This window comes from Streptomyces sp. NPDC056738 (assembly GCF_042790435.1).
Classification (GTDB): domain Bacteria; phylum Actinomycetota; class Actinomycetes; order Streptomycetales; family Streptomycetaceae; genus Streptomyces.
This window is the reverse complement of sequence record NZ_JBHTZF010000005.1, coordinates 376110-391182: the sequence shown is the minus strand read 5'-3', so window position 1 is coordinate 391182 and position 15073 is coordinate 376110. Positions and strand designations below refer to the sequence as shown.

The window sequence follows — 15073 nt, the reverse complement described above, 5'->3', positions numbered from 1 at the left end:
CATGCACGCGGGTCTACGTTGATCTAGTAAGGAGTCCTGACCAAAGGAGCTGAGATGACGCTCACCACCGAGCAGCGCCCCGTGCCCTCACTGCCGCACTGGAACGAGACCCCCGAGGACATCGCCGCGGCCATCCGTGAGCTCAAGCCCGCTCTGCGCGCCCGCATAGAAGCCCACGGCCGCACCGTGGAGGAGGTGTTCGCCGCGGTCGAACGGCGCGTCGAGGCGCGCGTCGCGGAGATGGAGGCCGACCGCGAGCGCGGTGAGGAGGTCTGGCCCGTCCTGGACTACGACGCCATCGCCGCCGGCACCGTCACCCCCGCACAGAGGGCCAAGCTCGAACGGCGCGGCTGCCTCGTCGTACGAGGACTCTTCCCGCAGGAGCAGGCGCTGGCCTGGGACCGGGACATCGTCGACTACGTCGAGCGCAACGAGTTCTTCGAGAACTACACCGGCCCCGGTGACGACTTCTTCGGCAGCGTCGGCTCCAAGCCCGAGATCTACCCGATCTACTGGTCGCAGGCGCAGATGCGGGCCCGCCAGTCCGACCGGATGGCCACGGTCCAGTCCTTCCTGAACTCGTTCTGGAAGCACACCGCCGACGACGGCACCCAGTGGTTCGACCCCGACCGCGACGCCCTCTACCCCGACCGCATCAGGCGCCGCCCGCCGGGCACGGACTCCTCCGGCCTGGGCGCCCATTGCGACCCGGGCACCCTGGACCTCTGGATGACCCAGGAGTACCAGAAGGCGTTCCGTCACCTCTTCAGCGGCGATGTCGAGCGGTACGACCCCTGGGACGCCGCCCACCGCACCGACGGACCCCAGTACCCCGGCTCCACCATGTGCTCCGCGTTCCGCACCTTCCAGGGCTGGACCGCCCTCTCCGACATGGACGCCGACCAGGGCGTGCTGCACACCGTCCCGATCCCGGAGGTGATGGCCTACCTCCTCCTGCGCCCGCTGCTGCCGGACGTCCCGGAGGACTCCATGTGCGGCGTACGGCCCAACCAGGTCTTCCCCGTCACCAAGCGCTGGCATCCGGTCCTCCACCGGGCCCTGACACCGATCCCCGACGTCCGGGCCGGCGACTCCGTGTGGTGGCACTGCGACATGATCCACAGCGTCGCGCCCGTCGAGAACCAGCAGGGCTGGGGCAACGTCATGTACATCCCCGCCGCGCCCTGGTGCCCCCGCAACGAGAGGTACGCGGCCGACGTCCGGGCCGCGTTCACCACCGGTTCCAGCCCGAGCGACTTCCCCGAGGAACACTACGAGCGCTCCTGGGACGGCCGGTTCGACCTCGGACAGCTCAACGAAACCGGCCGCCGGGGCCTCGGCCTGAGCGAGGGACCGGAATCGAGGATCGTCGGTTAGCGCGTCACGGGGCACCACCCGGGCCCAAATGCCGTGGGCGATCCGGCTTCGCAGCCGTGGCGAACAGCGCGTGAAGGCTTTCCCGTTCCCGTCGCTCCGTTCGGGTCCCCCGGGGAGGGGCTCAGCGGTGGTCGCCGGTTGTGCGAGGGCCGATGAAATCCTCTCCGGGCGTTGAACCTCCCCGCACCACGGCCCCGTTGTAGTCCTCCGAGGGCACCCCGCACCAGCGGGGCATCACGCGACCCCGAAGGACTACAACGGGGCCGAGGGAAGGGACGTCCATGCCCGAAACCGACCGGATGAACGACGACAACACCGGCGGCGAGGAAGCGGAAGCCGGGCAGGGCACACCCCCGTTCATCCTCTACCAGCAGGGTGACGATCTGACGACGGCTCAACGCGGCCTCGTCCTCTGGGTGCACAACCTCCTGCTGCCGGTCTACGCCGGGGAGGAGTCGTCCCGCGCCCCGTGGTGCCCGCGCTGGTGGGAGCACCCCGACGCGGTGGCCCACCTCTACGGCCTGTGGATGGCATGGCAGGAGATGGCCTCCGTCAAGGCCGGCATGAACGGGCCCGCCATGTGGCACCGGGACTTCCTGGTACCGGCGATGACGTTTCTGCGTGATCCCTCGGGACCGTTCTCGGGCTGCAAGCCCGGAAGCCACCGGCCGAAGGATCCGCCACGGGTCGACGTGTACGACGGCTGATCCAGGTCCCGATCCCCACCCCCTACCTTCCGCGTACAGAAGAGAAGAGAAACCGGCATGGCACGCATCCTTGTTGTCTCCAACGAGAGCGGCATGGGGCTCGGCGGAGTGCCCGTGTTCAACAAGCTCATCACCGAGGGGCTCGCGGAAAACCAGGCCCACAAAGTTGACCTGCTCTATGTGACGAACGACCCGCAGGACCACGGAGCCGCGACCGTTCACACGGTTCCCCCGGTGGCGGGCGAGGACAAGATGGAGACGATCCTCAAAGCGGCCCAGCAGGATCCGCGGGATTTCGGCCTTCCGGCCGCGGGTGAGGGCCAGTACGACATCGTGATCGGACACAGCCGGTTCTCCGGACCTGCGGCGTCCGCCATGCAGTCCGCCTGGTATCCGGACGCCGTGCACATGAACTTTCTCCACACCTCGCCCGAGAAGCTGGAGCAGGCCAAGATCACCGATCCGAACGACGCGGCCATGGTTCAGATGCGGACGGACGCGGGCCAGGCCAAGGTGAAGATCGAGAAGGACATTCTCAGGAAGGCCCGCGTCGGTGTCGGTGTCGGCGGAGCACTGACCGAGGACGTCCAGCGGATTCAGGCGATGAACACGGAGGCCAAGAGTTGGCACGATCTCATGCCCGGTGGCGAAACGGTCAAGACCTTCAGTCCGCCCTCGCCGAAGGAACAGTTCAACGTTCTGCTGATGGGGCGCATGGATGACCCCATGAAGGGCGGCGGCGACGCCCTGGCAGCGGTGAAGCACCTGAACGACAACGGCAGGAAGGTGCATCTCACCATCCGCGGCGCGAATCCGGAGAAGCTCCAGGAGACGCAGGCCCAGGCGGACAGCCGGGCCGGCGGACCGGGAAGGGTCACCGTCAAACCCTTCACCAAGGAGAAGCAGGACCTGGTCGACGACATGCACGCCAACCATGTGGTGATCATGCCGTCCAAGACCGAGGGGTTCGGCCTGGTCGCCACCGAGGCCGCGGCGCACTGCATCCCAATCCTGGTGAACCGGGACAGTGGCGCGGCCAAGTTCCTCCAGGACCCCGCCCGCGGTGCGGCCCACCTGGGCAAGGACAGCGTGGTGATGACACCCGAGGATGCCTCGCAGCGGCACATCGCCTGGGCGGACGCCATCGAGAAGGTCGCGGACAACTGGACGGACCGCAAGATCGGCGCCCGTGAACTGCACAACGTGCTGAAGGACTACACCTGGGAGCATGCCGGGTCGGCCCTGGTCGGAGCGGGAATGGCGGCCAAGGGCGGCAACGTGCACGGCACGAGGCAACTGCAGTCCGGCCGGCTGCAGTTCGTGGCCGGTGCCGCGAGCCTCACCTCTCCGAACGCCACCACGGGGCAGTCGGGGCACACTCAGCCACCGGCGGCCCCCGCGCAGGGATCCCCCAAGCCCACGGCCAAACCGCAGGTGCTCTGAGCGGACCGGCACGAGTCGCTTGGCCCCACGAGCCACTGGGGCCGCCTCCTGCGATGGGGGCCGCCCACTGCGATCGTTCCGACTGGAGCCGGACCTGGGTGCGGGAGGCGGCCCCGTGAAGGAGCCGCCTCCCGGCGTTCGGCACGATCAGCAGGGGAAGGTACCGCTGTACAGGGCGTGGCCGTACGAGGACGTTCCCGAGCCGAAGCCGTAGATGCCGTCGTCGCTCCAGACCGCCTCGCGGAAGCCGCTGACGCAGGTCGACGTCGGGGCGAGCGCGAAGCCCTCCAGGTTGTCGGCCGGCATGACGGCCGGGTTCGTGTAGGTCACGTCCGGCACGATCGCGCCGGAGGCGTTGACCTTCATGAAGGTGTGGGTCTCACCGCAGGTGTTGTCGCAGGTCGCGACGATGCGCTGGGTGCCGGCGTCGTACGTCACGTCCATCACGGAGGCCTTGCCCGTGGCGATCGTGCCGAACGTGGTGAACGTACCGTCGGAGTTCAGACCGTAGACGTGCAGCGAGCCGTCCCACTCAAGGCCGGCGAAGAACAGGCCCGAACCGTGCAGGGGGTAGTTCGCCGGGTTGTAGGCGGCGCCGGTGAGCGGGTTGATCCAGCCGTTCGCGGTGAGCCAACTGTCCGGCACGTAGCCGACGCCCTCGAAGCCGAGGTTGGCGTCGTCCTTGCTACCGGTGTTGAGCTGCGGGAACTGCGAGGTCATGTCCCACTGGTGGACCGGCGTGAGCGTCGATCCGGTCGCGGCCGGGTCGAACTCCAGGATCGTGTCCTTGGGAACCGTGTTGTTCGTGTTGTCGCGCTCGGACGTCACGTAGAGGTGGCCGTTGGCGCCGACGGTCAGGCCCTCGGAGTCGGGCTCGCCGGAGCCGCTCGCGAAGCGGATCTGCTTGCCGGTCGCGCTCCAGGTCGTGTCCGGGATCCACTTGCCGTTGCTCTTCACCAGCTTGTACAGCCAGTTCTTGTTCTTCACGGCCCACAGGACCGACGGGTTCGCCGGGTCGAACGCCAGGCCGCTCACGTCCCGGCCCTCCGGACCGGTGGACGTGGTGAACGCGCAGACGTTGTCCACGATCGTGACGTCCAGGCCGCCCGGCCACGCCGTGGTGCCCGACGGGGTCGAACCGGAACCGGAAGGCGCCTCGGGGGCGCAGCCGCTGGTCAGCGAGCCGCCGCCGCCCAGCAGTTGGCCGGTCCCCGTACCGCCGCCGGTGCCGCCGCCGGAGGTGCCCGAGCAGGAGTTCGCGCTGCCGGGCGTCGCGGTCGCGGCGGTCTGGAACCAGCCGCTGCCATTGGCGCAGCGCTCGTCCGACGGCTTGGCGGCGTTGGTCGTCCAGGTGACCGAGTCGATGGTGTTGCCGCTGCTGTCGACGAGGAAGACGGAGTCGTTGTCGCCCAGGCCGAGGGTGGAGTTGAACGTGATGTAGCCGCCGGCGGGGATGCTGCTCGCGCTCGGCGCGGAGGACGAGATCGTCGCCGCGGAGTGCGTGGTGTCGGCGTCGACGTACTTCCAGGAGCCGACGCTGACGGCGCTCGTTCCGCCGTTGTACAGCTCCACGGTGTCGGAGCCGTCCGAGGTGACCTCGTTGATCCGTACCCGGCCGGCCGCCGGGATCGACGAGGGGCAGCCCGAGGCGTTCGCGGCGCCGAACGTGGCCGCCGAGGTCGCGGTCACCCAGGCTCCGGTGCCGTCGCCGCCGCAACGCGCCATCGCCGGCTTCGCCTTGTCGGTCGCCCACTCGACGCGGTCGACGACCGTGCCGCCGGACGTGTAGATGACCACCTTGTCCGAATCACCCAGCCCCTTGGGCGAGTTGAAGGTGACGAAGCCACCCGCCGGGATGGACGTGGCGGACGGGCTGAACGACTGCTGCGAGAAGCTGTCGTCGGACATCTTCCAGCCACTGATGCTCACCGCGGTGGAGCCCGAGTTGTACAGCTCCACCGTGTCGTTGCTCGACGAGGTGACTTCGTTGATCCGAACGTTCTGATAGCCGGCCGGGTCGGCGGCGGCCGCGGGCTGAGCGGCCAGCAATCCGGTGGCGAGGAGTCCTGAGAGTGTCAGGGACACGGCGGCCACGGAGGCGACGCCGGCACGCGAAGGTGAGGTAGGCACGAGGGGGAACTCTGGCCAGACGATCTTGAAACGGCGTGTACTCCGGTTGAACGGCAACTTCTGGCCACGGGAACGTCAGACATACGACGCCGCCGGTCGACCCGGCACCGTGCACTCCGTCCCCGCCTCAGCCCAACAACCCCATGCGCCGCACGAATTGGAAGACGTGAGACGGGTCGGTTCGGTTCATCCCCGGCCGCGGCGAAGAGGTCGCGAGCTTCACGGAGGCCTCCACGTGCCGTCGAGTACGCGCCGACGACCAGGTGTCCGATTGCCCGGTCGGTCGGCGCTCGGATCAATTGTCGGGAGCCGCCGTTCGGCCGCGCGGCGACAAGCCGGCGTTCGAGGACCACGCACTCGCCCAGGGGGGAATGATCCGCTCCCGAGGGCTACGGACCGCAGTCGAACAAGGCTGATCGGCGAACGGCGCGACGGCTGCCCTGCGGCATGGGCGATGGCTCTACCGGGCAAGGCAGGTGCGCGCTGACCGGCCGTCACTCGGCCGCCGCCTTCTCCTTCCGCCACCGCCACCTCCAGAGCGCGTCGGATCGGTGGTCGTGTTCGAACCCCTCACCGAGAGGCCCCACCCGCTCGATCGCCTCCGCGGTGCGCGGGTCGTCGCGCAGGGCGAGACCGTAGGCGGCTTCCAGACGCAGGAGTTGGTCGTCCTCGTCGAGCAGGACTGCCAGGGCGTCGGCGACTTCCGGCGTACGGTCCCGGGAGCCGGCCAGAGCCGCCGCGGCCGCAGCCCGTGGGTCGGCATCCGCGTCCTCGGTCAGCAGGAGCAGTGCTCGGGTGATCTCCGGGAGGAGGTCGTCGTCGCGCGTGCTCGCCGTACACGCCCTGAGCCGCACCTCGGCGTCCGGATCGCGCATGAGAGTCAGCAGGGCTGCCCTGGCCGCCGGGCTTCGGGGAACGTCCTCCGTGGAGAGGGCGTAGGGCACTTCGCGGCGTACGCGCGGGTCAGGATGGTCACAGTAGCGCAGACCGATGGCTTCCTGGCCCGGATGGTCGTGACCGGTGAAGGCGTCGAGCACCTTCGCGAGCATCTCACCGTCCGTTTCCTCGGCCGCCCAGGCGGCCAGGAGTTCGCTCTCCTTCTTCTCGTAGTAGGGGCTGGAGTCGAAGAACCCTCGCGCCCGCAGGTAGTCCACCACGAACCGGCGATGCGCCAGGTCACGGTGGTGGCGATGGGCCACCACGGCCGACCACGTCTCGAAGCTGCGGCGCTGGCTGAGGATCCAGCAGACGGTGGACCAGTTCACATGGTCCTCGTCGTACTGGTCGACAGCACGGGCGATCAGTTCGTCAACGGGGTTCAGGATGCGAAAGGCCCACTCCAGTGACGTCAGGATGGCTCCATGTCCGGCTCGTACGTTCAGGTCGCCGAGTGAGACCAGCTCGACCCAGTCGTACTCGCCGTCCTGAACACGGACCGTCGTGGCAGGACCTGACGCGCCCGTCCTGCGCCGCAGCACCTCGACCCCGCCCGTCTCGTACCAGTCCCGGGCCAGGGCGAGCAACCGTTCACGGGCGGTTTCCGACAACCGCAGCAGGGGCTCCTTGCCCAGCACCGCCAAGAAGACCGCCGAAGAGCCACCGTCGACGGCGCGCCACAGCGGCGTGGTCCCGTCCGGCAACACCCGGTCGACGTCCGCCCTGCCCTCCACCAACGCCTCGGCGACCGGCTCGTCGCAAGCCGCGACGGCCACGCAGAGCACCGGCAGCCCGTCCGCGTCGACCGCGTCGGGATCCGCGCCCCTCTCCAACAGGTCCCGCACCGCCGCGACGTCCCCCGCCCGAACCGCCGACCTCAGCAGACTGTCGCATTCCGCCTCGCCCATACCTCTGTCCCCCGTTCAAGACCGACGCCCCTGAAAACCCCATCGGACCCCATTCTGACGCCAACTGACGGCCTCGCAGGTCGAAGACCTGCCACCTGCCGCCTCGAAGGCAGCGGAACAGCCCAGGTCACAGGAGGCCTGCGGCACTGGATCGGCGCGGTGGACGTACGCGGTACCGGATGGACGTCGCCGGGCACACACTCGCCCGGACAAGGTCGTCCCACCGCGTTCACCGTGAGCACGTTGCGCTCGCGACGCGCCCGGGCCGCCCGCCCCGCCATCGTCAATCGGCGCCTGCGCGCACCCGTTGTGATCGGGAACTGTCAGAAGGCAAGAGCTTTAGGACAACAGCCGTGCCCGCCCGGAGCCGGACACCAGACTGGGCCCCCGACACTAGGGGGTGCCGGTGGGAAGCGTGAGGATCACGTCCGAGGACCAGAGCCTGACGGAGGAGCTGGGCGACTGGCTGCGTCGGGAGACCGGGTTGCGTGGGCGGGTACGCAGAGAGCGGTCGATGACGCCCGGCACCCTGGGGGGCCTTCCCGAACTGGTCGTCGGAGCCTTTGTCTCGGGGGCCGCCGGGTCGCTCGCCACGACGCTGTCCACGTCGCTGACGAACTGGCTGAGGTCGCGTCGGGCCCGCGGTGCGACGTCGCGCAGGGCGACTCTGACGCTCACCACGCAGGACGGACGCACTCTGACCCTGGACGCCCGGTCCCCGTCGGAGCCCGCGGACGTCGAACGGTTCCTGCGGGCCGCGCTGGGCGAGCCCCCACAGACTCCGGACAGCACCGCCACCGCACCGATGGACGGCAACGGGAGCCCCTGACCGTGCGACTGCCCGACCCCACGCGATCGAACGCCGTTCTCATCGATACCGGCACCTACCGGTCGTCGGACATCGAAGACGTGTCCGCGGTCCGGGGCAACCTGACCGACCTCTCAGCGGTCCTCAGCGACCCCCGGTTCGGTTCGATCCCCGCCGACCGGTGCACGGTGATGCCCGATCCGGCCGACGCGCGGACGGCGTGCCGCGCGTTGCGGAAGGCGGCGGACACGGCCGAGGACACACTCCTCGTGTACTTCACCGGTCACGGGCTGATCGGCGCGCGGGGCGAGCTGTACCTGGCGTTGGCGGACACGGACCCGGCGGAACTGCGGGTGAGCGGGCTGGACTACGACGTGGTGCGGGAGGTGGTGTCGGACTGCGGCGCGCACAATCGCGTCGTGATCCTCGACTGCTGCTTCAGCGGGCGGGCCGCTCCCGTCCTCGGGACCGTGCTCGGGCAGACGGCGATCGAGGGGACGTACGTGCTCGCCTCGGTCCCGCCGAACGAGGTCGCCCTCGCACCCGAGGGAGCGGAGCACACCGCGTTCACCGGCAAGCTCATCGAGCTCCTGCGGAACGGCGTGCCCGACGGGCCCGAGTTGCTGAGCCTGGACGAGATCTACCGCAGGCTGCTTCAGGCGACCGTGCGACGCGGGCTTCCACGCCCCGTGTCCAGCGGCAGTGGGACCACGGGCCTGCTGGCCCTGGTCCGCAACGCCGCCTCGGGCTCGACGGTTCCTCAGGTCCCCGTGAGGCCAGGGTCTTCACAGGGTCTGAGAGATCATCAGGTGCCCGCGGGGCCCGCGTCCTCCCGGCGTCGGACGCTGGCGTCCATGGCCGCGGTCGCCGTGACCGGGGTCGGTGGCGGAATCGGTACGTGGATCGCCCTGGACCAGGGCGGGAACAGGGCCGACGGTCGTGCCGGTGCCCGGACTTCACCCGGTTCACCGCCCGCCGACACGGGCGGCTCGACGCCGGCCGGCAGCCCCACGTCCGGCACGGACGGCACCACGCCGGCCGGCACCCTCACGTCCGGCCCGAGCGCCACCGCGGCGCACGGCAAGGAGACCCCCGCCCGGAGGGCGATCGGCAGGACGGCGGACATCCCTGTCGGCGGCGGCCGGATCTTCGCGCAGGAGAACGTCGTGGTCACCCAGTCCGAACGGGGCTTGTTCCGGGCGTTCAGCGCGCGCTGCCCGCACGCGGGCTGCCAGGTCGCCACGATCCGCGACGGAGCGATCGGGTGTCCGTGCCACGGCAGCAGCTTCGACATCGCGGACGGCTCGGTGCTCGGCGGCCCGGCCACGACTGGGCTGCCCGCCGGCCCGATCGAGATCCGCGGGGACGACATCATGCTCGTGGCGGACGTCTGAGGGGCGTCCTGCGCCGACATGACGGAGCGGGAGGCGGACGGTACCCGGCCGCGCTCTCCGGACCGTGAACGCCCCGCCGTGGGTGGCCGGTCGGCTCCGAGCCAAGATCGGCCGGATTCGTAGCTGACAGCGGCATTCTCGATCGCGTTACGTGTCATGTCTCCGTCGATTCACACATGGCCGTCACCGTCCAGACGGAGAGTCACCCCCACGATGGAGGAACCTTGACCGGTTCGAAGTACCGCCGTAGACAAGCGCTTCGCCCGCTCGCACTGCGCACCGGACTGCTCGGCACGCTGAGTCTGTTCCTTGCGCTCGGAGCCGGTGGCGTCGGAGGCGCCGACGCCTCGGCCGCCGACACGAACTCGCTGCAGTTGTCCGGCACCACCACGTCCGGCATCCACAACACGTACGACCCCGGCTCGTTCACCTACCTCGCCCAGGGTCTCGACACCGGTACCTCGATGATCGAACTGGACGTCTGGGACGACTTCTTCACCCAGGAGTGGAAGGTCAGTCACAGCAGCCTGACGAGCAACGGCAACAACTGCGTCAACGCGTCCTCGGCCGCCGACCTCTACACCGGCAGCGGCAACAAGGACCTGGAGACCTGCCTGGACGACGTCCGGGTGTGGCTGGGCGCGCATCCCGGCCACGGGCCGCTGATCATCAAGCTGGAGATGAAGGCCGGTTTCCAGGCCAACCTCGGGATGAGTCCGGCCAAGCTGGACCAGTCGATCACCGCGCACCTGGGCAGCCTGGTCTACAAGCCGAACGACCTGCTGAACAAGCCCGGTGGTGGCCAGTACGCCACCCTGGACGAGGCCGCCAGGGCCGGGAACTGGCCGACCCGGGCGCAGTTGGCGGGCAAGGTGCTGCTGGAAATCATTCCCGGCACCGTCGAGGAGGGCAATCCGACCGACACCCTGTGGACGGACAAGGAGTACGCGACGTACCTGCGCAACCTGCATACCGCGGGCACCACCGCGCAGGCGAACATCTTCCCCTCGGTGCACAACGCCGCCTCGGGCGACCCGCGCACCCGCTACTCCGACACGACCCTGCGCCCTTGGTTCGTGTCCTTCGACGGTGACGCGGCCGCGTACATCAACAACGGCATCGACACGAGTTGGTACGACACCAACCACTATCTGCTGTTCATGACGGACTCGCAGAATGTGTCGCCGGCCCTCGACGACGTCAACCCGTCGGCGTCCGACGCGTCGGCCCGGGTCGCCCTGCTGGCCAAGGCACACGCCACAGTCGCGTCGAACGACTGGCGAGGACTGCCCGACGTGCAGTCACTGGTCCTGCCGCGCGGCTGAGCCACCCCTCGGCTCCACCGCTGGATCGCTCCAGCATTCAACCCGCCCGGGTGCCCCGGTCGGCCGGAAAGGGCCGATGGGGGTACCCGGCGTCCGGGCATCGGCTGCCCCGCCGGACAGCGTTCCTGCCCGCCCGCTTCCGGCGCAGCCCCCGGCAGGTGCGGCCTGTCCGATCCCGAGACCTACCACCTCACGCTGCTCCTCGAAGGCCGAATGGGACTGGAGCACGCCGGGCGGAGCACCGCGTTCGGGCCGGGCGACCTGCACGTGGTCGACAGCTCACGTCCGTACGACCTGAGGTCGGTCGAGGGCGGACGGAGCCGGGCCGTCGGCGGGGTGGGGGTCGACTTCCCCAAGGCGCTCCAGCCTGTGCCACCGGACCGCATGCGGGCGTTGCTGGGCGTGGCGCTGTCCGACCGGGAAGGCACCGGCGCGCTCCTCGCGGACTTCCTCGTCGGAGTCGGCCGGGAGGCCGACACCCTCCGGCCCTCCGACGCGCCGCGTCTGGGCGCGGTCGTACTCGACCTGGTCTCGGCCCTGCGGGCCCAGGAGCTCGACTCCGAGGCCGCCCTGACACCGGAGACCCGGCAGCAGGCGATGGCGGAACGCGTCCGGGCGTTCATCCGGCAGACCCTGCACGACCCGGACCTGACTCCGCCCACGATCGCCGCCACGCACCACATCTCCGTCAGCTACCTCCACCGGATCTTCCGGCAGGGGTGCCAGGGCGACACGGTCGCGGCCCGGATCCGCCGCCAACGGCTGGAGGGCGCCCGCCGCGATCTGGCGGAACCGGCACTGCGCGGCACGCCGATCCACGCCGTCGCCGCCCGCTGGGGGCTGCCCCGCGCCCCCGACTTCACCCGCGCCTTCCGCGCCGCCTACGAGCTCTCCCCCAGGGAGTACCGGCTCCAGACGCTGTCCCGGCACCCCTGGCAGCCCGAACCGGCCGGGATCAGCCGAGCAACGTGAGGAGCACCTCGTCGACTTCCTCGCCCCGCCCGTTCGCGAAGCCCCGGTCATGGCCGGTGACCACGAACCCGCACTTCTCCAGCACGCGTAGGGAACCGGCGTTGTCCGCGACCGCGCGGGCGTGCAGCGGGCGCGTGGGCTCGATGGCGAGCAGCTCCCGCAACGCGGCGGTCGCCGCTCCCCGACCCCAGTACTCTCGCCCGATCCAGTACGTGACCTCCCGCTCCTCGGGTGGGCCGTACGCGGCCACGTGCCCGACGACCTCGCCGTTCTCACCGACGACGGTGCGATGGACGACGGCGGGATCCTGGCGGATCCGCGCCCAGTGCGAATGGAAATGGTCGAGGTCCGTCGGGTCCTTGGCGGTGAAGGCCGCCATCCGGATCCCTTCGGCATCGTTCGTGTGAGTGAAGAACACCGGCAGGTCGGTGTCTCGAACCTCTCGCAGCACTACATCCATCGGAGCCTCCCGGCAGGTGATAGCGAACGGCCAGGTACGTCGCCATACGCCTGTTCGATCATTTCAGGCGGCCCTCGGCGCCTAGGGGGTTTCGCCACTTCGGCCGAGCCGGGACACCCACGTGCTCTGCGGGGCCGGGTCACCCGGAAAGCGGCGCCCCCAAGGGTGTTCCCTGCCGGTTTTCGGTCCGGGCGGGCGCGTCGCACCGTGCCGACGGACGCGCACACAGCATGATCGGTACGTTTCACATGTCCGCTATGCGCCTTCCCGGCCCCATACCTTCACGGCGTACCGATTCGAGGAGTCCCGCGATGACCGCGTTCCCGACCGATCTGTCCCCCCTGACCGGCCACTACACCATCGATCCCGCGCACAGCCGGATCGGCTTCGTCGCCCGACACGCGATGGTCACCAAGGTCCGCGGCGCGTTCACCGAGTTCGAGGGCAGCGCGTACTTCGACGGCGCCGACCCGTCCAAGTCGTGGGGCAAGGTGACGATCCAGGCCAAGAGCATCGACACCCGCAACGCCGATCGCGACAAGCACCTGCGCAGCAACGACTTCCTCAACATGGACGAGTACCCGCAGATCACGTTCGTCTCCACGGCCGTCCACCGCAGCGGCGACAGCAGTTTCGACGTCACCGGAGACCTCACCATCAAGGACGTCACCAAGTCGGTGACCATCCCGTTCACCTACGAGGGCACCGCCACCGACCCGTTCGGCAACATTCGCGTCGGCCTGGAGGGCTCGGTCACCATCAACCGCAAGGACTACGGCGTCATCTGGAACGCGGCGCTGGAGACCGGCGGCGTCCTGGTGAGCGAGAAGATCCAGCTCGAGTTCGAGATCTCGGCGATCAAGGACGCCTGAGGCCCGCCGTGATCGCCCCTGGGGTGCGTGACCTGCCCGAACGACCGCCCTCGCGCGTACAACCATTCGGATGCCGGCGATGTCGTAGAGCGCAGTCGATCAGTTCACCGGTCGACCACCGTACGTTCTCGACAACGGAGACCCATGCACGCCAGACACACCGCCCTCGCTGCCGCCGTGGCCCTCGCGGCAGCGGTCGGCACATCGCTCCTGACGGCCCCCGCGGCGGCGGGGGCTCCCGCCAAGCTGTCCGACGACTTCAACGGCGACGGCTACCGCGACCTGGTCATGCTGGGCGGCTCGCACGGCAAGGACGGCCGGGTCACGGTCGTCTACGGCACGTCGTCCGGTCCCGGCACCCGGGTCCAGATCATCCACCAGGACTCGGCGGGCATCCCGGGCGCGGTGGAGACAGACGACGAGTGGGGGGCCGCCGCCACGACGGCCGACCTCGACCGCGACGGCTACGCCGACCTCGTCGTGTCCTCGCCGGGCGAGGACGTCGGCGACGTGCAGATGCGCGGCGGACTGACCGTCGTCTGGGGCGGTGCCAAGGGCCTGGGCTCGGGCACGGCCTTCAACTCGCCGGTCCCGCAGGAGTACGAGGGCTCGGGCGACGCGTTCGGCGAGGACGTCGTGTCCGGGGACTTCGACGGCGACGGGGACCAGGACCTCGCCGTCACCAGCAACAGCCGGGCGGGCGTGGTCCTCCTGAAGGGCCCCTTCACCCGTACCGGCGGCAAGAGCGGCTGGAGTTCCCTGGGCGGCTCCTACGGCTACCTGTGGGCCCCCAACCTGGTCGCCGGGAAGGTCACCGCCGACGCCGCGACCGACCTGTACATCCTCGGCTCCGACCTCCAGGGCGGCGACGTGGATCTGCGGGCCTACTTCCACCGCGGTGGCGCCACGTTCACCCAGCGCGCGGGCGAGATACGGGTACCCGACGACGGTGGCCACCAGGGCGGTGACATCCTCTCCGTCGGCGACTTCGACAAGGACGGCTACGGCGACCTGGCCATCGGCCGCGGCTACGAGACGGGTGACAACGAGCGCGGCTACGTCACCGTCCAGTACGGCGGCGCGAACGGCCCCGACACCACGCGCAAGCCGGTCAAGTTCACCCAGGACACCACCGGTGTGCCCGGCTCGTCCGAGAACGAGGACTACTTCGGCTCGGCCGTCGCCGCCGGCGACATCAACGGCGACGGCTACGCGGACCTCGCCGTCGGCGCACGCGGCGAGGACCTCGGCACCAAGCGCGACGCCGGCGCGGTCACCGTCCTCTTCGGCCGCGCGGGCGGGCTGTCGGGCACCGGCGCCAAGTCGTACACCCAGGACACCTCCGGCATCACCGGCACCGCCGAGACGCAGGATCAGTTCGGCGGCTCCCTCAAGCTCACCGACTACACCCGCGACGGCCGCGCCGACCTGGTGATCGACACCAACGAACAGCTCGGTCACGAGGACCGCTGGGGCCTTGTCCACCTGCTGAAGGGCTCCGCCTCGGGCGTCACGACGACGGGCTCGAAGTCGTACTCGGTGACGTCGCTGAAGCTCTCGTACGACCGGCTGAGCGGTCCGTTCGCGCGCTGAGCCCACTCCCCCGCCGGCCTCTGACCACAGGTCGCGGGGTGGGGTCCCCCGGGGAGGGGGGCGCCGCCCCCCCCCCCCCCCCAAACCCGGGTGGCGATGACCGTGGGGCCGGGACCCCGCCGGTGCCAAGCCAGGGGGTGGGGCGCGT

At 69.9% G+C, this 15073-nt stretch carries 11 protein-coding genes and 1 pseudogene; 9 read left to right on the top strand and 3 right to left on the bottom strand.

The window, feature by feature from the left end; all coding sequences use genetic code 11:
- The first annotated feature begins 54 nt into the window (after positions 1 to 54).
- The 3 genes from ACFRIC_RS15915 (at position 55) to ACFRIC_RS15905 (ending at position 3527) form a co-directional block, all read left to right on the top strand.
- Complete coding sequence (locus ACFRIC_RS15915) at positions 55 to 1377, top strand: DUF1479 domain-containing protein (RefSeq protein WP_382785266.1); 1323 nt, start codon at positions 55 to 57, stop codon at positions 1375 to 1377.
- A 281-nt stretch (positions 1378 to 1658) separates the two neighbouring features.
- Positions 1659 to 2084 (top strand): DUF4913 domain-containing protein, encoded by a 426-nt coding sequence (locus ACFRIC_RS15910; RefSeq protein WP_382785263.1) that lies wholly within the window; start codon positions 1659 to 1661, stop codon positions 2082 to 2084.
- A gap of 57 nt (positions 2085 to 2141) precedes the next feature.
- Positions 2142 to 3527 carry a glycosyltransferase family 4 protein gene (locus tag ACFRIC_RS15905; protein ID WP_382785260.1) on the top strand — a complete coding sequence of 462 codons (1386 nt, stop codon included), beginning with the start codon at positions 2142 to 2144 and terminating at the stop codon, positions 3525 to 3527.
- 147 nt (positions 3528 to 3674) lie between these two features.
- Here ACFRIC_RS15905 and ACFRIC_RS15900 read toward each other — a convergent pair whose 3' ends face one another.
- Together ACFRIC_RS15900 and ACFRIC_RS15895 are read right to left on the bottom strand one after the other, a co-directional pair.
- Positions 3675 to 5657: a lamin tail domain-containing protein gene (locus tag ACFRIC_RS15900; RefSeq protein WP_382785258.1), complete on the bottom strand. Its 1983-nt coding sequence runs from the start codon at positions 5655 to 5657 to the stop codon at positions 3675 to 3677.
- A 494-nt stretch (positions 5658 to 6151) separates the two neighbouring features.
- Complete coding sequence (locus ACFRIC_RS15895) at positions 6152 to 7501, bottom strand: HEAT repeat domain-containing protein (RefSeq protein ID WP_382785254.1); 1350 nt, start codon at positions 7499 to 7501, stop codon at positions 6152 to 6154.
- 415 nt (positions 7502 to 7916) lie between these two features.
- On the opposite strand from ACFRIC_RS15895, the gene ACFRIC_RS15890 reads away from it, so the two are divergent.
- The 4 genes and pseudogenes from ACFRIC_RS15890 to ACFRIC_RS15875 all read left to right on the top strand — a co-directional run.
- Complete coding sequence (locus ACFRIC_RS15890) at positions 7917 to 8330, top strand: hypothetical protein (RefSeq protein WP_382785252.1); 414 nt, start codon at positions 7917 to 7919, stop codon at positions 8328 to 8330.
- 2 nt (positions 8331 to 8332) lie between these two features.
- Positions 8333 to 9703: a Rieske 2Fe-2S domain-containing protein gene (locus ACFRIC_RS15885; RefSeq protein ID WP_382785249.1), complete on the top strand. Its 1371-nt coding sequence runs from the start codon at positions 8333 to 8335 to the stop codon at positions 9701 to 9703.
- Between the two features lie 224 nt (positions 9704 to 9927).
- Positions 9928 to 11028, top strand: coding sequence for a phosphatidylinositol-specific phospholipase C domain-containing protein (locus ACFRIC_RS15880; protein WP_382785245.1), 1101 nt, complete (start codon positions 9928 to 9930; stop codon positions 11026 to 11028).
- 119 nt (positions 11029 to 11147) lie between these two features.
- A pseudogene (locus ACFRIC_RS15875) lies at positions 11148 to 12000 on the top strand (helix-turn-helix domain-containing protein); the annotation flags it as partial.
- Here ACFRIC_RS15875 and ACFRIC_RS15870 read toward each other — a convergent pair.
- On the bottom strand, positions 11984 to 12460 hold the full coding sequence (locus tag ACFRIC_RS15870) for a GNAT family N-acetyltransferase (RefSeq protein WP_382785242.1): 477 nt from the start codon (positions 12458 to 12460) through the stop codon (positions 11984 to 11986). The pseudogene ACFRIC_RS15875 and the gene ACFRIC_RS15870 sit on opposite strands and share 17 nt — an antisense overlap.
- A gap of 311 nt (positions 12461 to 12771) precedes the next feature.
- Between ACFRIC_RS15870 and ACFRIC_RS15865 the strand changes: the two genes are divergently transcribed.
- Both ACFRIC_RS15865 and ACFRIC_RS15860 read left to right on the top strand, forming a co-directional pair.
- Entirely contained in the window at positions 12772 to 13332 is a 561-nt protein-coding gene (locus tag ACFRIC_RS15865; RefSeq protein WP_382785239.1) for a YceI family protein, read from the top strand.
- 144 nt (positions 13333 to 13476) lie between these two features.
- Complete coding sequence (locus tag ACFRIC_RS15860) at positions 13477 to 14925, top strand: FG-GAP and VCBS repeat-containing protein (protein WP_382785235.1); 1449 nt, start codon at positions 13477 to 13479, stop codon at positions 14923 to 14925.
- Positions 14926 to 15073 lie beyond the last annotated feature (148 nt).

What these genes read in the sequence shown, in the direction of transcription:
- ACFRIC_RS15915 (WP_382785266.1), top strand. Translation starts at nt 55, where the DNA reads ATGACGCTCACCACCGAGCAGCGCCCCGTGCCCTCACTGCCGCACTGG.
- ACFRIC_RS15910 (WP_382785263.1), top strand. Translation starts at nt 1,659, where the DNA reads ATGCCCGAAACCGACCGGATGAACGACGACAACACCGGCGGCGAGGAA.
- ACFRIC_RS15905 (WP_382785260.1), top strand. Translation starts at nt 2,142, where the DNA reads ATGGCACGCATCCTTGTTGTCTCCAACGAGAGCGGCATGGGGCTCGGC.
- ACFRIC_RS15895 (WP_382785254.1), bottom strand. Translation starts at nt 7,501, where the DNA reads ATGGGCGAGGCGGAATGCGACAGTCTGCTGAGGTCGGCGGTTCGGGCG.
- ACFRIC_RS15870 (WP_382785242.1), bottom strand. Translation starts at nt 12,460, where the DNA reads ATGGATGTAGTGCTGCGAGAGGTTCGAGACACCGACCTGCCGGTGTTC.
- ACFRIC_RS15865 (WP_382785239.1), top strand. Translation starts at nt 12,772, where the DNA reads ATGACCGCGTTCCCGACCGATCTGTCCCCCCTGACCGGCCACTACACC.
- ACFRIC_RS15860 (WP_382785235.1), top strand. Translation starts at nt 13,477, where the DNA reads ATGCACGCCAGACACACCGCCCTCGCTGCCGCCGTGGCCCTCGCGGCA.